The organism is Mesorhizobium sp. CO1-1-11 (genome assembly GCF_020164995.1).
Lineage (GTDB): Bacteria > Pseudomonadota > Alphaproteobacteria > Rhizobiales > Rhizobiaceae > Mesorhizobium > Mesorhizobium australicum.
This window is the reverse complement of the sequence record NZ_JAIUHE010000002.1, coordinates 258941-275843: the sequence shown is the minus strand read 5'-3', so window position 1 is coordinate 275843 and position 16903 is coordinate 258941. Positions and strand designations below refer to the sequence as shown.

Annotated in this window: 19 protein-coding genes; 10 read left to right on the top strand and 9 right to left on the bottom strand. The window is 63.0% G+C overall.

The window, feature by feature from the left end:
- Window positions 1-11: 11 nt before the first annotated feature.
- From LB554_RS03340 to LB554_RS03330, 3 genes are read left to right on the top strand one after another with little or no spacing between them, the layout of a single operon-like run.
- Window positions 12-899 carry an MBL fold metallo-hydrolase gene (locus tag LB554_RS03340; protein WP_015318323.1) on the top strand — a complete coding sequence of 296 codons (888 nt, stop codon included), beginning with the start codon at window positions 12-14 and terminating at the stop codon, window positions 897-899.
- Window positions 896-1909: a fumarylacetoacetate hydrolase family protein gene (locus LB554_RS03335; protein ID WP_015318322.1), complete on the top strand. Its 1014-nt coding sequence runs from the start codon at window positions 896-898 to the stop codon at window positions 1907-1909. The genes LB554_RS03340 and LB554_RS03335 overlap by 4 nt, the downstream gene beginning before the upstream one ends.
- 21 nt (window positions 1910-1930) lie before the next feature.
- Window positions 1931-2467 (top strand): DinB family protein, encoded by a 537-nt coding sequence (locus LB554_RS03330; RefSeq protein ID WP_015318321.1) that lies wholly within the window; start codon window positions 1931-1933, stop codon window positions 2465-2467.
- A 4-nt stretch (window positions 2468-2471) separates the two neighbouring features.
- Here LB554_RS03330 and LB554_RS03325 read toward each other — a convergent pair whose 3' ends face one another.
- From LB554_RS03325 to hppD, 3 genes are all read right to left on the bottom strand, one after another.
- Window positions 2472-2849 carry a type II toxin-antitoxin system VapC family toxin gene (locus LB554_RS03325; RefSeq protein WP_015318320.1) on the bottom strand — a complete coding sequence of 126 codons (378 nt, stop codon included), beginning with the start codon at window positions 2847-2849 and terminating at the stop codon, window positions 2472-2474.
- On the bottom strand, window positions 2846-3070 hold the full coding sequence (locus LB554_RS03320; protein ID WP_015318319.1) for a type II toxin-antitoxin system Phd/YefM family antitoxin: 225 nt from the start codon (window positions 3068-3070) through the stop codon (window positions 2846-2848). Before LB554_RS03320 ends, LB554_RS03325 begins: the two co-directional genes overlap by 4 nt.
- A gap of 66 nt (window positions 3071-3136) precedes the next feature.
- Window positions 3137-4249, bottom strand: coding sequence for a 4-hydroxyphenylpyruvate dioxygenase (gene hppD / locus LB554_RS03315; RefSeq protein WP_224583101.1), 1113 nt, complete (start codon window positions 4247-4249; stop codon window positions 3137-3139).
- A 134-nt stretch (window positions 4250-4383) separates the two neighbouring features.
- On the opposite strand from hppD, the gene LB554_RS03310 reads away from it, so the two are divergent.
- Window positions 4384-4851, top strand: coding sequence for an Lrp/AsnC family transcriptional regulator (locus LB554_RS03310; protein ID WP_041163864.1), 468 nt, complete (start codon window positions 4384-4386; stop codon window positions 4849-4851).
- On the opposite strand, the gene LB554_RS03305 is transcribed toward LB554_RS03310, so the two are convergent.
- The 4 genes from LB554_RS03305 to aztA form a co-directional block, all read right to left on the bottom strand.
- On the bottom strand, window positions 4848-5186 hold the full coding sequence (locus tag LB554_RS03305; protein ID WP_015318316.1) for a TIGR01244 family sulfur transferase: 339 nt from the start codon (window positions 5184-5186) through the stop codon (window positions 4848-4850). The genes LB554_RS03310 and LB554_RS03305 overlap by 4 nt on opposite strands.
- Before the next feature lie 149 nt (window positions 5187-5335).
- Window positions 5336-6271 (bottom strand): zinc ABC transporter substrate-binding protein AztC, encoded by a 936-nt coding sequence (gene aztC / locus LB554_RS03300; RefSeq protein WP_015318315.1) that lies wholly within the window; start codon window positions 6269-6271, stop codon window positions 5336-5338.
- A gap of 31 nt (window positions 6272-6302) precedes the next feature.
- Window positions 6303-7178 carry a zinc ABC transporter permease AztB gene (gene aztB, locus LB554_RS03295; RefSeq protein ID WP_015318314.1) on the bottom strand — a complete coding sequence of 292 codons (876 nt, stop codon included), beginning with the start codon at window positions 7176-7178 and terminating at the stop codon, window positions 6303-6305.
- Entirely contained in the window at window positions 7178-7990 is an 813-nt protein-coding gene (gene aztA / locus LB554_RS03290) for a zinc ABC transporter ATP-binding protein AztA (protein WP_015318313.1), read from the bottom strand. The genes aztB and aztA overlap by 1 nt, the downstream gene beginning before the upstream one ends.
- Before the next feature lie 220 nt (window positions 7991-8210).
- Here aztA and LB554_RS03285 point away from each other — a divergent pair, with 220 nt between their 5' ends.
- The gene (locus LB554_RS03285) at window positions 8211-8555 is read left to right on the top strand and encodes a RidA family protein (RefSeq protein ID WP_224583099.1); all 345 of its coding nucleotides are present in this window, start codon (window positions 8211-8213) and stop codon (window positions 8553-8555) included.
- A 41-nt stretch (window positions 8556-8596) separates the two neighbouring features.
- Here LB554_RS03285 and hutC read toward each other — a convergent pair whose 3' ends face one another.
- Together hutC and LB554_RS03275 are read right to left on the bottom strand one after the other, a co-directional pair.
- Window positions 8597-9343 carry a histidine utilization repressor gene (hutC, locus tag LB554_RS03280; protein ID WP_015318311.1) on the bottom strand — a complete coding sequence of 249 codons (747 nt, stop codon included), beginning with the start codon at window positions 9341-9343 and terminating at the stop codon, window positions 8597-8599.
- Between the two features lie 5 nt (window positions 9344-9348).
- Window positions 9349-10704, bottom strand: coding sequence for a formimidoylglutamate deiminase (locus LB554_RS03275; RefSeq protein ID WP_224583097.1), 1356 nt, complete (start codon window positions 10702-10704; stop codon window positions 9349-9351).
- 98 nt (window positions 10705-10802) lie between these two features.
- Between LB554_RS03275 and hutI the strand changes: the two genes are divergently transcribed.
- Genes hutI through LB554_RS03250 form a run of 5 tightly spaced genes read left to right on the top strand, consistent with a single transcriptional unit; the run spans window position 10803 to window position 16675 of the window.
- Complete coding sequence (hutI, locus tag LB554_RS03270; RefSeq protein WP_140617106.1) at window positions 10803-12038, top strand: imidazolonepropionase; 1236 nt, start codon at window positions 10803-10805, stop codon at window positions 12036-12038.
- Window positions 12035-13576 (top strand): histidine ammonia-lyase, encoded by a 1542-nt coding sequence (gene hutH / locus LB554_RS03265; RefSeq protein ID WP_224583095.1) that lies wholly within the window; start codon window positions 12035-12037, stop codon window positions 13574-13576. Before hutI ends, hutH begins: the two co-directional genes overlap by 4 nt.
- Window positions 13576-14394 carry an N-formylglutamate deformylase gene (gene hutG, locus LB554_RS03260; RefSeq protein WP_224583093.1) on the top strand — a complete coding sequence of 273 codons (819 nt, stop codon included), beginning with the start codon at window positions 13576-13578 and terminating at the stop codon, window positions 14392-14394. Before hutH ends, hutG begins: the two co-directional genes overlap by 1 nt.
- Window positions 14395-14422: 28 nt before the next feature.
- Complete coding sequence (hutU, locus tag LB554_RS03255; RefSeq protein WP_224583200.1) at window positions 14423-16093, top strand: urocanate hydratase; 1671 nt, start codon at window positions 14423-14425, stop codon at window positions 16091-16093.
- Window positions 16094-16096: 3 nt separating this feature from the next.
- Window positions 16097-16675 (top strand): HutD family protein, encoded by a 579-nt coding sequence (locus LB554_RS03250; protein ID WP_224583091.1) that lies wholly within the window; start codon window positions 16097-16099, stop codon window positions 16673-16675.
- Window positions 16676-16903: the final 228 nt, after the last annotated feature.

Genomic DNA, 16903 nt, shown 5'->3' with positions numbered 1-16903 from the left:
GCGGCAAGCCAATGCCGGACCGGCTGGTGCTGCTCGGGTCGAAAGGCGGTCCGGCACTGCGGCCGGGCGGGCCGTGGCCGAGCTCGACGCTGCTCGAAATCGGCGGGCGAGCCATCGTCGTCGATTGCGGGCTCGGCGTGACGCGCGGTCTGGTCGATGCCGGTGTCAGCCTGAAGGCACTCGACCTGATCTTCATCACGCATCTGCATTCCGACCATGTGCTGGAACTCGGGCCGCTGATCCACACCGCATGGACGGCTGGCTTGGCGACGCCGGTCACCGTGTTCGGGCCGCCTGGGCTTGGCCACTACTGGCGGCGCTTTTGTCAGGCGATGGAATTCGACATCGAGATCCGCATCGCCGACGAGGGCCGCCCCGATATTCGCGAGTTGGTTTCTGTCGACGAATTCGGCCAAGGGCATGTGGTCGAGCAGCGCGGACTGAAGGTGACGGCACTGCGCGTCGACCATCCGCCTGTGACCGATTGCTTCGCCTTGCGCTTCGAGCATGGGGGAAACAGCGTGGTGTTCTCGGCCGATACTGCTTTCTTTCCGCCGCTGGCCGATTTTGCCGATGGCGCTGCTATCCTCGTCCATGAAGCCATGCTGGAAGAAGGCATCGAGCGGCTGGTTGCCAGAACCGGCAATGGCGCGCGGCTCAGGGAACATCTGCTCGCCAGTCACAGCTTTGCCGAGGAGGCAGGCCGTATCGCCAGCGATGCCGGCGTCAAAAGATTGGTGCTCAATCACCTCATTCCAGCCGACGATACCGAGATCGGCGAGGTCGACTGGATAGCCGCTGTCAGGAAAACATGGGCTGGCGACTTGACGATCGCTCGCGACGGCCTTGTTGTGGAGTTAAGCGGCGCCAAGGCCGCATCAGGAGAGGGAACCGCATGAAGCTTGCCACGCTGAAGGACGGAACACGCGACGGAAAACTCGTCGTCGTTTCGCGCGACCTGACGCAATACACCGACGCCTCGTTCCTGGCGCGCACGCTGCAGGCCGCACTCGACGACTGGCGCAGGATCTCGCCGCATCTCGCGACCATAGCGGAATCGCTGGAGAACAATGCGTTGCCGGCGGCTCGTTTTCACGAGCATGACGCGCATTCGCCGCTGCCGCGCGCCTATCAATGGGCCGACGGCTCGGCCTATGTGAACCATGTCGAACTGGTGCGGAAGGCGCGCGGCGTCGAGATGCCGGCAAGCTTCTGGACCGACCCGCTGATCTACCAGGGTGGCTCGGATTCCTTCGTTGCCCCGCGCGATCCGATCCGTCTAGCGGACGAGGCCTTCGGCATCGACATGGAAGCCGAGATCGCCGTCATCGTCGACGATGTGCCGATGGGCGCCAGCCTCGAGGAAGCGCGCGCCGCGATCCGGCTGGTCATGCTGGTCAACGATGTCACGCTGCGCGCGCTGACCGGGCCGGAACTGGCCAAGGGATTCGGCTTCTTCCAGTCGAAACCGTCCTCCGCCTTCTCTCCGGTCGCGGTGACGCCGGATGAGCTGGGCGATGCCTGGGACGGCGGCAAGGTCAATCTGCCGCTGCTTGCCGACATCAACGGCAAGCCGTTCGGCCGCGCCGATGCCGGTGTCGACATGACCTTCGATTTTCCGGCGCTGATGGCTCACGCCGCCCGCACAAGGCCGCTGGTGTCAGGCACCATCATCGGCTCGGGTACGGTGTCCAACAAACTCGACGGCGGCCCGGGCAAGCCGGTCTCTGCGGGCGGAGCCGGTTATTCCTGCATCGCCGAACAGCGCATGATCGAGACCATTGTGTCAGGCGAGCCCAAGACACCTTTCCTGCGCTTCGGCGACACCGTGCGCATCGAGATGAAGGACAGATCAGGGCATTCGATCTTCGGCGCCATCGAGCAGAAGGTCGAGAAATACCAGCGGTAGGCACAATGAGAGGTTTGAGTGATGGACCTGCTGGATCATCTGCGTCGCATGGCGAAGAACAATCTCTGGTCGAACGACCGGCTCTATCGCGCCGTGCTTGCGCTGAAGCCCGGTGAATTCGAGGCCGAGCGCACCAACTTTTTCCCGTCGATCAAGGCAACGCTCAACCATGTCCTCGCGGTCGATCATCTCTATCTCGATTTTCTCGAAGACGGCCGCCTCGGTGCGGCTGCCTACGATGACTTCGTGCCTTTCGATGCCGCGCCCGAGCTTTACCTGGCTCAGCTTGCGGCCGACCGGCGGCTGATCGCCTTCTGCGATGGCCTGTCGAAGGCCGATCTCGATCGCAGCGTCGTCACCGACCGGCGCGAGGACGGCATGATCCCGGAAAAGACCGGCGATATCCTGGCGCACGTCTTCCTGCACGACATCCACCATCGGGGCCAGGTGCATGCCATGCTCGCGGGTACCTCCGTAGCACCGCCGCAGCTCGACGAGTTCCTGCTCGATTATGACGTTAAGTTGAGAACAGCGGAGGTCGAACGGCTGGGATTATGAAACGTCATGCCAGCGCGACGTCATAGAGAGCAAATTGCTTGTCCGCTGTCAGGATGGTGAGATTCTCGACCTGCGCTTGGGCGATCAGCAGCCGGTCGAACGGATCGCCATGGTGGCGGGGAAGGCGGCCGACAACATGCGCATGCTGAAACGTGATGGTCAGCGGCTGGAATTGCATTCTCGGGAGTAACGCCGGCAGGTCGTCCGGAACGTCGAGTTTGCCGATCGATCGCTTGATCGCGATTTCCCAAACGCTTGCCGCGCTGGCGTAAACGGTCGCGTCCGATGCAAGGACAGCCCGGTGCTCCTCGCTGAGTCGAGGGTCGTCCTTAATAGACCAAAGGATAATTTGCGTATCGGCAAGAAAGGAGCCGGCAGTCATTTGACGTATTCGTCCCATTCGGGACCGAGTTCGTCAAAATCGTCCGCTATCCAAATCTTGCCCTTTAAGGCGCCAATACGGGGCAGGAGATTTTCGCCGAGCGGTGGCACCAGCCGAGCCGCGATCTTGCCGTGACGTGTAAGCACGATCTCTTCGCCAGCTTGCGCACGGCTGATCAGTTCCGACAGTTTTGCCTTGGCTTCTGCAATGGAAACATTCATGGGCTCGACCTCTTATGACCAAAATTTAGGTCATAATTAGTCGAGCCGCAAGCGGAGCCGGAGAAATTACTCTGCCGCCTGAACCTTGATCACACCGCGCTTGATCTGGTCCTGCTCGATCGATTCGAACAGCGCGCGGAAATTGCCTTCGCCAAAGCCTTCGTCGCCCTTGCGCTGGATGAACTCGAAGAAGATCGGCCCGATCACGGTCTTCGAAAAGATCTGCAAAAGAATCTTGGTCATGCCGCCGTCGATCACACCTTCGCCGTCGATCAGGATGCCATGCTTCTTCATCCGCTCGATCGGCTCGTCATGGCCGTTCACGCGGTCATACGACATGTCGTAGTAGGTCTCGGGCGGGCCGGGCATGAATTTCAGCCCGTTCTCCGCGAGCTTGTCGGTGGCGGCGTAGATCTCGTCGGTTCCCACCGCGATGTGCTGGATGCCTTCGCCATTGTACTTCTTCAGATATTCGGCGATCTGGCTGGTTTCATCCTTGGACTCGTTGAGCGGAATGCGGATCTTGCCGCAGGGCGAGGTGATCGCCCGGCTGACCAGGCCCGTGATCTTGCCGTCGATGTCGAAGAAATGGATCTGCTTGAAACCGAACAAATTGCGGTAGAAATCCCACCATTTGTCCATCTGGCCGCGATAGACGTTGTGGGTCAGGTGGTCGAGGAAATAGAAGCCGACGCCTTGCGGCTTGGGGTCGCGTTCGCCGAGCCACTCGAATTCAGCGTCGTAGGCCGAGCCCTTCTTGCCATAGCTGTCGATGAAATAGAGCAGCGAGCCGCCGATGCCGACGATAGCAGGCACGTCGAGCGCCTTGTCGTCGCCTTCGTAAGGCATGGCGCCCTTCGAGACGGCATGCTCGAAAGCGTGCTTGGCATCGACCATCCGCCAGGCCATCGAGGCAGCACAGGGGCCGTGCTTGTCGGCGAATTTCATCGCATGCGAGCCGGGCTCGGCATTGACGACATAGTTGATGTCGCCCTGGCGCCAGACGGTGATGTCCTTGGTGCGATGCCTGGCTACCGCGACATAACCCATGCGGGTGAACAGCTCGGCCAGCTTCTGCGGCTCCGGATGCGCGAATTCGACGAACTCGAAACCGTCGGTGCCAGCGGGGTTGTCTTTGCTGATCGTGGCGGGCGGGGCGTCGTGCGGGAAAGGACCCATGATATCCTCCGGAAGCTGCTCGGCCTGAAAAGCCGTCGAAACCATAATAGCGCGGAGCCCACGCACGGTGCTTGCATTCAAACGCTTGAAATGGTGATGTCATGCGCGAACCGTGCATGGTGAAGGCAAAAATCGTGGATGACGCGCGCATTGATCAGTTCGACCGCAAGATAATGGCGCTTTTGCAAGGCGACGCGCGGCTCACCAACAACGATCTCTCCGAGCGGGTGAACCTCTCTGCTTCGCAATGCTCGCGCCGCCGCCAACGGTTGGAGGAGGACGGCTACATCAAGGGCTATCGAGCGGTGCTCGACCGCGACAAGCTCGGTTTCTCGCTGGTCAACGTCATCTCGGTGACACTGGCCACCCACAATCGCGACAATGCGCGCCGCTTCGGCGAATTGGTGGCACGGCTGCCCGAGGTGCAGGAGGCTCACGCACTGACCGGCGAGATGGATTACATCCTGAAGGTCGTAACGCCAGACCTCAAATCACTGTCGGAATTCGTCAACGGCGTGCTCCTGCCGCACGAATCCGTGCAGCATGTGAAGACGGCGATCGTGCTGGAGACGCTGAAGGAGACCGGCGCGCTGCCGATTTAACCCTTCGACTGCTGGATCAGCCCGTACAGATTGGTACAGCGGGCTCCGGAGCGGCAATAGGCGAACACCGGGCCGTCGAGCTCATCGAGCGCCTCGGCCTGGTCGTCGACATTCTCTCGCGTGATCTGGCCGCTGATCACCGGAATGTAGCGAAAGGCGAGGCCAGCGGCCTCGACCGCGGCCTTGAGCGTGTCCGCCGAAGGCTGTCCCGGCTGCTCATCATCAGGCCGGTTGCAGATCACGCTCTTGAAGCCGGCTTCCTTGATGGCGGCAACGTCCTCGGGCTGGATCTGGCCCGAGACCGAATAGTCTTCACTGATCTGGCGGTATTCCATGGCTCGTATCCTCGCGATCTCTTTGACGGCAGTCTTGCCACTCCGGGAGGGGGGCGGCAATCCGCATCGAAGGAATTCTCTGCCAAATAGACATCGCGCGCCAGAAAATCCAACCGGGCCGATACGGCCCGGCTGGCCGCAGATCAAACTCAGCTGCCGAGAATGGCGCCTTTGATCTGGCGGATGTTGTTGTGCATCATGTCGATATAGGTCGAGCCGGGGCCGTCGGGCTGCGACAGCGCGTCCGAGTAAAGCGTGCCGCCGACCTTGATGCCGGTCTCGCTGGCAATCTGCTCGATCAGGCGAGTGTTGGTGATGTTCTCGACGAAGATGGCCGCGGCCTTGTCCTGCTTGACCTGCTCGACCAACTTGGCGACATCGGCGGCCGACGGCTCGGAATCGGTCGAGATACCTTGCGGGGCGAGGAAAGTCAGGCCGTATTCGTGCTCGAAATAGCCGAAGGCGTCATGCGAGGTGATGACGACGCGCTTTGCCTCGGGGATCGACTGGATCGCCGCCTTCACTTCGCCTTCCAGCGCGTCGAGCTTCTTGGTGTAGGCGGCGGCATTGGTCTGGTAGCTGACGCAGCCGTCGCTGTCGGCCGCACAGAAAGCTTCGGCGATGTTCTTCACATAGATCCTGGCATTGGCGATCGACTGGAAGGCGTGCGGATCGGTGACCGTCTTGCCGGTGCCGGCGCCTTCGGCCGCGTCGGCTTCGGCGAATTCAGGCTTGAAGTCGATCGGCGTCACACCCTTGGTCAGCGTGACGATCGAGGCCTTGGTGGCGCTGGCATCGACCAGCCGCTGCAGGAAACCTTCGAAATGCAGGCCGTTGACCAGCACGATGTCGGCCTTCGCCATGGCGACCGCGTCGGCAGGGCTTGGCTCATAGACATGGGCGTCGCCATCCGGCCCGACGATCGTGGTGATCGCGACGCGGTCGCCGCCGACGTTTTTGGCAAAGTCGGCAATGACCGTAAAGCTGGCGACCACCTTCAGCGGCGCAGCGAAGGCCGATGATGCGCCAAAGGCAGTTAATGTTATAACGCTCAATGTCAGGCCGGCACGGATCGTTTTCAGCATAAGCGGGGTTCCTTTTAGAGGGTGAGGCGGATCAGGCCGTTCTGTGGCGGTGATGGATGATGCGACCGCGCAGGATGCCGCGCGTGCCAAACAGGATCGAGGCGAAATAAACGACACCGGCCGACAGGATGATGGCCGGGCCGGAGGGCAACGACGCATGATAGGACAAGAGCAATCCGGCAATGCAGGAGGCAAAGCCGATCAGCACCGCCAGCACGCACATCGGCTCGACGCGTGCGGTCCAGAATCGCGCGGCTGCCGCCGGCAGCATCATCAATCCGACGGATAGCAAAGTGCCGAGCGCCTGGAAGCCGCCGACGAGATTGAGCACGACGAGGCCGAGGAAGATGAAATGCACCGGGCTGCCCATGCGGCTGACCGAACGCAGGAACAGCGGGTCGAGGCATTCGGCGACCAGCGCCCGCCAGAAGATGGCCAGGCTGGCCAACGTCACCGCGACGATGCCGGCAATCAGCATCAATGCCTCGTTGTTGAGCGCCAGCACCGTGCCGAACAGCACATGCATGAGATCGACGCTGGAGCCGCGGATCGACACCATCAGCACGCCGATGGCGAGCGAAATCAGATAGAAGGCGGCCATCGAGGCGTCCTCGCGCTGGATGGTGAAGCGCGAGACAGCGCCAGCACCGAGCGCGACGATGACGCCGGCGATCAGGCCGCCAATGGTCATCGGCAGGATTTCAAGGCCATAGAACAGGAAGCCGGCGGCCGCCCCTGGCAGGATGGCATGCGCCATGGCGTCACCCGACAGGCTCATGCGCCGCAGCATCAGGAAGACGCCGATGGGGCAGGCGCCGAGCGACAGCATCAGCGAGCCGAACAGCGCACGCTGCATGAAGCCGAAATCGGCGAAGGGAGCAATGAAGAGACTGTAGAGCGCGTCCATCAGGCGGCCCTCGGTCCGGCGCCATGGTGATGGTCGTGATCATGGCCATGATGATCATGATCATGGCCATGAGCGTGCTCGTCAGGCTCGCACCAGGGGGCGTTCTCTTCCCAGGCTTCGTGGAAGCGGCGCGCGCGCAGCAGGTTCTCAGGCTTCAGCGTCTCCCGGGTATCGCCCCAGGCAACCGGCTGGCGGGCAAGCAGCAGTGTTTCGGGAAAATTCTGGCGCACCAGGTCCAGATCATGGACCACCACCATGATGGTGCGCTCTTCGCCATGCCAGCGCTTGATCAGGGCAATGAGGTCACCGACCGTCTTGGCGTCGACCGCGTTGAACGGCTCGTCGAGCAGGATCAGGTCGGCATCCTGCAACAGCACGCGGGCAAACAGCGTGCGCTGCAGCTGGCCGCCCGACAGCGTGTCGATCGGCCGCTTCTCGAAGCCGCCGAGGCCGACGGCCATCAATGCTTGGCTGACGGCTTCGCGATCTTCCCTGGTATAGCGGCCGAGCATGCCGCGCTTCGGCCACAGGCCAAGCGAAACCAGATCGACGACGCGGGCGGGAAAGGAGCGATCGAGTTCCGACTGCTGCGGCAGATAAGCTGCCCGCACGCCCGACGCGCGGATGACCTCGCCGGCCATTGGCTTCAGCACGCCGACAATACCCTTCATCAGCGTCGATTTTCCGGAGCCGTTGGCCCCGACCACGGCCGTCAGCGAACCCTTGCGGATCGTGCCATCGAGGTGATGGATCGCGGGATGACTGTTGTAGCCCAGCGTCAGGTCACGGAAGGTTAGGCAGGTCTGGGTCATATCGTTCCGTTGGGAAGTCGAGCCTGGCCGCGATAGTGGCCGTTGGATATGTGATGTTATTACATTAGTCAACAGGCCAATCCGGTGGATTTGCGACCCGGCGGCTCAACTTGCCGTGAGTTTCTTCCGCGCTGGTCCAAGGAGATTTGGCGCCGGCGGCCTTGCCCGAAGCCCACGCCGACTCTAAACAAGCGCAACCCTCAAACGAAGGAACCTCGCAATGAGCATTCGTCGCATCGATGTTGGCCCGCGCATGAGCCAGATCGTCATACACGGCAACACCGTCTATCTGGCCGGCCAGGTCGGCGAGCCCGGCGGCAACGTCGCCGCGCAGACCCGCGACATCCTCGCGACCATCGACGAATTGCTGGCCAAGGCCGGCACCGACAAGACCAAGATCGTCCAGGCGATCATCTGGCTGGCCGACATGGGCACCTTCGCCGAGATGAATTCCGAATGGGAAAAGTGGGTGCCGCAGGGCCACACACCCGCTCGCGCCACCGGCGAGGCAAAGCTCGCCGGCCCCGAATATCTGGTCGAGATTATTATTACGGCTGCGCTGTAAAGCGGCTGTAGGTGCCGATCTTCCCCAAGCGGGAGATCGGCTTACCCCTGCGACGGCGTGAACCTTGCCACCAGCGTGTGGCTTTCCGCCGGATAGATGAAGCGCACGTGTGTAACCGGGTGCTCCGCGCTCCAGGTGCGGCGCTCCACGACCAGGCAAGGCGCGCCAGGATCGATATCGAGCACGTCGGCGATAGTCTCATCGGCGGCCACGGCGCGTATCCGATGTTCGGCCTCGCTCCACGGCACGCGGCCGATCAGCCATGGACCCGCCGCGATTTCCAGAAACTCTTCGTCCCCGGCTTCCGCGACCGCCGAAAGATTGATCAGACGTTGCTCGAGTGCGAATGGCCGTTCGCCGGCAAAATGAAGGCCTTCGACCGCCAGCACCGAACCCGCGGCGGACAATCCGAGCAACGCCCTGTCCTCCACGTTGCTGCGCCGCCTCAGGCGTTCCAGCCGTTCGTAGCGATAGGGCAGGCCGAGCGCCTCGACCTCGATCCTGATGTCGTGAAGCTCCAGCACCGCTGCCTGCGATTGCGGCTGGCGGACAAAACTGCCCGACCGGCGGCGGCGTTCAATCAGACCTGCCTTGGCCAACTGCGACAGAGCCTTGTTCACCGTCATGCGTGAGCATTTGTATTCGGCGGTCAGCTCATGTTCGAATGGGATACGGTGGCCGGGCGCCCAGGTGCCGGACAGGATCTTTTCGCGGATATCGGACAGGATGCGCTGATGCAGCGAGACGGTCTCGCTGTCGTCTATGTCCGTCCGTTCAGCCATGCTCATCTGCGTTAACCCTCGGAAAGCGCAGTCATCACGCTGCGAAACCGTGCGGCGATAGCCCCGCGCTTGGCGTGTCTGCCAGCGCTGACCTGTTTCTTGCCATGCACCCAGACGCAATCGACCTTGCTGCCATTACCAAAGATCCAGGCATCGAGGATCGCGTCGCCGGTCTTGCCAGCCAGCGAGGGATTACCGACGTCGAGCGAGACGAGATCGGCGGATGCCCCAGTCGCGATTTGCGAGGCGCCGGCACCAAGGGCGACGCCACCGCCGTTAAGCGCTGCGTCGAACAGGGCGCGGCCTGTTGAGCCGCCGGCTACCGCAAGTACATTGCGGGCGCGGTGCGCGAGGCGCTGCGAATATTCGAGCTGGCGCAATTCGTCGGGCAGGCCGATCAGCACATTGGAATCGGAGCCGATGCCGAAGCGGCCGCCATGCTCCCTGAACAATGGCGCGGCAAAGGTGCCGTCGCCGAGATTGGCCTCCGTGATCGGGCAAAGGCCGGCAATGGCGCCGGTCTTCGCCATGCCGATGGTCTCGGCATCCGTCATATGGGTGGCGTGAATCAGGCACCAACGCTGGTCGACAGCGGCAGCCCCAAGCAGAAATTCGACCGGACGCGCGCCGGACCAGGCAAGGCAGTCCTCGACTTCCCTGACCTGTTCGGCGATGTGGATGTGGATCGGTCCGTTTGGCGCCATGGCGGTGACTTCGATCAGCTCTTCAGGCGTCGCGGCGCGCAGACTGTGCGGCGCGACGCCGACGACAGCTTGATTCAGCGCGCGAACCGATTCACGGCTTTTCTCCACAAGCCGGGCGAACCGATTCACATCGTTGATGAATCGGCGCTGGCCCTCATTCGGAGCTGCGCCGCCGAAAGAGGAGTGGGCGTAAAACACCGGCAGCAGCGTCAGGCCGATACCCGTTTCGCCAGCCGCGGCAGCGATGCGCTCGGCCATCTCGGCTGGGTTGGCATAGGGTTGTCCATCCCGATCATGGTGCAGATAATGAAATTCGCCGACGCGGGAAAAACCGGCCTCCAGCATTTCGACATAGAGCTGCGCCGCCACCGCCTCGACCTGGTCGGGAGTCATCGACAGCGCGAAGCGGTACATCACCTCGCGCCAGCTCCAGAAACTGTCGGCGGAGGGGCCTCGCAACTCGGCAAGGCCGGCCATGCCGCGCTGGAAGGCGTGGCTGTGCAGGTTGGGCATGCCTGGCAGCAGAATGGAATGGCGTTCATCACCGGGCAAGGCGGCGGCTTCAGGCTCCACGGCCGTAATGCGCCCATTGGCAAAAGTGATCCGCACATTGTCGTGCCAGCCGTTAGGAAGAAGCGCCTGTTCCGCAAAGATATCGGTCACTTTTCTCTCCGCTTTCCGGTCTCGTATGTGATGATGGCACTTGCAGTGCGTTTCAATATGTATATACATAATCGCCACCGATTGAAACGGAAAAGATGATGGCCGTAGAGAGCAGCAAAAACCACGCAGGGGGGCTTCGCCTGTGGCGCAATGCGCGTCTGGCGACCATGGCTGAAAATTCTGCCGGATTGGGTATCGTCGAGCATGGTGCGCTCGCCGCGCGCGACGGCCGCATTATCTATGCCGGTCCGCAATCCGAGATGCCCTCGGCTTTTGCCCAAGGCGAGATCATCGATTGCGAGGGCCGCTGGATTACGCCCGGCCTGATCGACTGCCACACCCATCTGATCCACGCTGGCAACCGCGCCAACGAATTCGAGATGCGGCTGGCCGGCGCCACTTATGAGGAAGTCGCCAGGGCCGGCGGCGGCATCGTCTCGTCGGTCAAATCCTTGCGTGCTGCCAGCGAGGGCGACCTGGTTGCCCAGACGCTGCCGCGCCTCGATGCGCTGATTGCCGAGGGCGTAACCACAGTGGAAGTAAAGTCGGGCTATGGCCTCGATCTCGAAAACGAGAAGAAGTCACTGCGCGCCGCGCGACAGCTGGGCAATGAACGCCCGGTGACGGTTCGCACCACATGTCTCGCAGCCCACGCGCTGCCGCCCGAAGCCAAGGGCGACAAGGATGCCTTCATCGATCTCGTCGCCAAAACGATCCTTCCCGGCGTCGTCGAGGAAGGCTTGGCCGATGCCGTCGATGGGTTCTGTGAAGGCATCGCCTTTTCGCCGGAGCAGATGGCGCGCGTTTTCGATGTCGCCCAGGCGGCTGGCTTGCCCGTCAAACTTCACGCCGACCAGCTGTCCAATCTGCATGGCGCAGAACTTGCCGCGCGCTATGGCGCGTTGTCGGCCGACCATCTCGAATATACCGACGAGGCAGGCGCGGTGGCGATGGCCAAGGCGGGGACCGTGGCGACGATCCTGCCCGGCGCCTACTACTTCATCCGCGAGACCAAGAAGCCACCGATCGGCCTGTTTCGCCAGCATGGCGTCAGAATGGCTGTTGCCACCGACAACAATCCCGGCACCTCGCCGCTGACCTCGCTGCTTCTGACCATGAACATGGCGGCCACCCTGTTCGGCATGACGGTCGACGAATGTCTTGCTGGCGTCACCCGCGAAGCCGCGCGTGCGCTGGGGCTGCTCGGCGAGACCGGCACGCTGGTATCAGGCAAATCCGCCGATTTGGCGATCTGGGACATCGAGCGCCCCGCCGAACTCGTCTACCGCATGGGCTTCAACCCGCTGCATGCTCGCATCTGGAGAGGACAATGACCGAACTGACCCTGAAGCCCGGCAATGCGACGCTGGCCGACTGGCGCGCCATATACCGTGGCGCCGTGCCGAAACTGGACGATGCCTGCCGTCCGAAAATCAAGGCGAGTGCCGAAGCTGTCGCGCGCATCGTTGCCAAGGGTGAGCCGGTCTATGGCATCAACACTGGTTTCGGCAAGCTGGCCAGCGTGCGCATCCCCGCCGACGATCTCGAGACGCTGCAGCGCAACATCGTGCTTTCGCATGCCGCGGGCGTGGGCGAGCCGATGCCCGTTGCCGTTGCCCGGCTGATGATGGCGCTGAAACTTGCGAGCCTCGCGCAGGGCGCCTCCGGCGTGCGCTCGCAGACCATCGAGCTGCTTGAAGCGATGCTGGCCAACGACGTCATCCCGGTCGTGCCGGCGCAAGGTTCCGTCGGCGCCTCCGGCGACCTTGCCCCGCTGTCGCATATGACGGCGGTGATGATCGGCGTCGGCGAATGCTTTACTCCGCATGGCCGTTTCCCGGCCAAGGTTGCCTTCGTCTCGCACGGGCTGGAGCCCGTGACATTGGGTGCCAAGGAGGGCCTTGCGCTGCTCAACGGCACGCAGTTTTCGACGGCCTATGCACTGGCCGCTTTGTTCGATGCCGAGGTGCTCTACCAGTCGGCGCTTGTCGCCGGCGCGCTTTCGACCGACGCGGCAAAGGGTTCCGACGCGCCGTTCGACCCGCGCATTCATCTGCTGAGAAAGCACCGTGGCCAGATCGAGACCGCGGACGCACTGCGCGATTTGATGGCCGGCAGCGCCATCCGCGAGTCGCACCGGGTCGGCGACGAGCGTGTGCAGGATCCCTATTGCCTGCGTTGCCAGCCGCAAGTGATGGGCGCCGCACTCGATGTCCTGCGCAAGGCCGCCGATACGCTCGAAACCGAGGCCAATGGCGTCACCGACAACCCGCTGATCTTCGCAGAAGACGATACTGCTCTGTCCGGCGGCAATTTCCACGCCGAGCCGGTGGCTTTCGCCGCCGACATGATCGCGCTGGCCGTCTGCGAGATCGGCTCGCTGTCGGAACGCCGCATCGCCATGCTGGTCGATCCAGCGCTGTCAGGCATGCCCGCTTTCCTGACGCCCAAGCCCGGTCTGAACTCCGGCTTCATGATCCCGCAGGTTACGGCGGCCGCGCTTGTTTCGGAAAACAAGCAGAAGGCCTATCCGGCCAGCGTCGATTCCATCCCGACCTCGGCCAACCAGGAAGACCACGTCTCGATGGCCGCGCATGGCGCACGCCGCCTGATCGGCATGGTCGAGAATGCAACCGCGGTGATCGGCATCGAGTTGCTGGCCGCCGCGCAAGGCTGTGATTTCCATCAGCCGCTGGCGTCGAGCGCAGCACTGGAAGCCGTGCGCAAGCTGGTTCGCGCCGAGGTGCCGCATCTCGATAACGACCGGCACTTCCACCCCGACATGGAAAAGGCGATCGCCATGGTGCGCAGCGGTGCGGTTGTGAAAGCCACGAGCGCGGTGGCACTGCCCTCGATTGCCGGAGCGGCGTGATGACGGCCACCCCTTGGCTCACGGTCACACGCGGCACGGCGCCGCTGCTGGTGTCGATCCCGCACACAGGTATCGACCTCGCCGGCCTCGAAAACCGGCTGGCCTCGCCTTGGCTCGGCCGTCGTGATTGCGACTGGTGGATCGACGATCTCTATGATTTTGCCGCCGGTCTCGGCGCCACTGTCGTGCACACCGCGATCTCGCGCACCGTCATCGACGTCAACCGCGATCCATCCGGCGCCTCGCTCTATCCCGGCCAGGCAACCACCGGCCTGTGCCCGACCGAAACCTTCGACGGCGACCCACTCTACCGCGACGGCGAAGAGCCGGGGCCATCGGAGATCGACGAGCGCCGGCTGAAGTTCTTTGCACCCTATCACGCCGCCTTGCAGGCCGAGATCGACAGGTTGCGCACCTTGCATGGCAAGATTGTCCTCTATGACTGCCATTCGATCCGCTCGGTGCTGCCACGCCTGTTCGAAGGCACGCTGCCGGTGTTCAATCTCGGCACGAATGACGGCAAGAGCGCCGATCCGACGTTGCAGGCGATGGTCAACCAGATCATGGCCGAAACCGGCGAGACTTTTGTCGTCAACGGACGCTTCAAGGGTGGGTGGATAACGCGCCATTTCGGCCAGCCGCTACAGGGCGTGCACGCGCTGCAGATGGAGCTCTCCAATCGAGGCTATATGCGCGAGCCCGAGGGGAAGGGCACGCCGGACAATTGGCCGGTGCCCTACGACGCCGCGTTCGCCGCTCCGATCCGCGCCACGCTGACGCGAATTCTTCAAACCGCCATTGACTGGGCCGGGCGCTGACGCGCCGCCTCGTCCGAAAGGGACAATGATGAACAATCCCCGTCACAATATACGCGAAGTGCGCGCGCCGCGCGGCGACAAGCTCAATGCCAGGTATTGGACCACCGAAGCACCGCTGCGCATGCTGATGAACAACCTCGATCCAGACGTCGCCGAAAACCCCAACGAACTGGTCGTCTACGGCGGCATCGGCCGGGCGGCGCGGACCTGGAACGATTTCGACCAGATCGTCACTTCGCTGAAGACCCTTGGCGAGGACGAGACGCTGCTGGTGCAGTCGGGCAAGCCGGTCGGCGTGTTCCGCACCCACCCGGACGCGCCGCGCGTGCTCATCGCCAACTCCAATCTGGTGCCGCACTGGGCGACCTGGGAGAAATTCAACGAGCTCGATAGAAAGGGCCTGATGATGTACGGCCAGATGACGGCCGGCTCCTGGATCTACATCGGCACGCAAGGTATCGTGCAGGGCACCTACGAGACCTTCGTCGAAGCCGGCCGCCAGCACTATGGCGGCAATCTCAAGGGAAAATGGATCCTGACCGGCGGCCTCGGCGGCATGGGCGGCGCCCAGCCATTGGCCGCCGTCATGGCCGGCGCCTGCTGCCTGGCGATCGAATGCAATCCCGACTCGATCGATTTCCGCCTGCGCACCCGCTATGTCGACGAGAGGGCCGAGACGCTCGACGAAGCCATGGAAATGATCGAGCGCTGGACCAAGGCCGGGGAGGCGAAGTCCGTCGGCCTGCTCGGCAACGCCGCCGAGATCGTGCCCGAAATGTTCCGTCGCGGCATCCGCCCCGACATGGTGACCGATCAGACCTCTGCCCACGACCCCATCAACGGCTATCTGCCGAAGGGCTGGACGATGGCCGAGTGGCGCGAAAAGCGTGTCAGCGATCCCAGGGCGGTCGAGAAGGCGGCTCGCGCCTCCATGCGCGAACATGTCGAGGCGATGGTGGCGTTCTGGAACGCCGGCGTGCCGACGCTCGACTACGGCAACAATATTCGCCAGGTCGCCAAGGATGAAGGGTTTGAAAACGCCTTTGCCTTCCCCGGTTTCGTGCCGGCCTATATCCGTCCGCTCTTTTGCCGCGGCATCGGCCCGTTCCGCTGGGCGGCACTCTCCGGCGATCCGGAGGACATCTACAAGACCGATGCCAAGGTCCGCGAGCTCACCCCCGGCAACACCCATCTGCACAATTGGCTGGACATGGCCCGCGAGCGGATTTCCTTTCAGGGGTTGCCGGCGCGCATCTGCTGGGTTGGCCTCGGCGACCGGCACCGGCTGGGTCTCGCCTTCAACGAGATGGTGGCCAAGGGCGAACTGAAGGCGCCCGTCGTCATCGGCCGCGATCACCTCGATTCCGGTTCGGTCGCCTCGCCAAACCGCGAGACGGAAGCGATGAAGGACGGTTCGGACGCCGTGTCCGATTGGCCGCTGCTCAATGCGTTGCTCAACACAGCTTCGGGCGCCACCTGGGTGTCGCTGCATCATGGTGGCGGCGTCGGCATGGGTTTCTCGCAGCATGCCGGCATGGTTATCGTTGCCGACGGCACGCCGGATGCTGCAAGGCGCCTGGAACGGGTGTTGTGGAACGACCCGGCGACCGGCGTCATGCGCCACGCCGATGCCGGCTATGACATTGCGATCGAATGCGCCAAGGAGCACCAGCTCAACCTGCCTGGCATTTTGGGCTAAGCCATGCGCGTTCTTCGTGCCGCCGACTACCGCGTCATGCCGTGGAAGAACGGCGGCGGTACGACGACCGAGATCGCCGTCTCGCCCGCTGGCGCTGGGCTCGACGATTTCGACTGGCGCGTCTCGATGGCCCGGGTCGAGACGAGCGGGCCGTTCTCCAGTTTTGCCGGCATCGACCGCACCCTGTCGGTTCTGGAAGGCGAGGGGATCGTGCTTAATGTCGCCGGCCGTCCGCCCGAGCGGATGACAGCGGCTTCCCAGCCATTTTCCTTTCCAGCCGACCAGCCGACGAGTGCCGCGCTGATCGCCGGCCCGATTACCGATCTCAACGTCATGACCCGCCGCGGCCGCATGTTGCATCAAGTCGAACGCCTGCCGGTTTCGGCGCCTGTGGAAATCTCGACTGAGGCCTGTTCCACCCTCATCCTTTGCCACAGAGGCCATGCCATTTTCGCCGGCGCCACGCCTATCCGCCTCGAGCCGCTCGACACCCTGCTGCTCGGGCCGGATGTGCCTATCTTGCGGGTTGAGCCCGCCCTGGATGCGACCCTTTTCGTGGTCCGCATAATCAGGGCCGCCTGACGGGTTTGCCGCCAACGGTTACCGCCTGTTTCCAAACATGATCGCGATGCCGGCGAAATATAGCGTACACTGACGATGGCATCACGAAAAAGCCCGAATCCTCTCCGTCGATCGGTCCCGACGGGAGCGAGGGGCGCTCGTCTTTGAGTTGGTCGAAAGATGACGCTCCGTCGTGGTGCGGAAACAAACTTTCGGCATAGGGGTTGATGCAGCCGATTGCATTTGAAC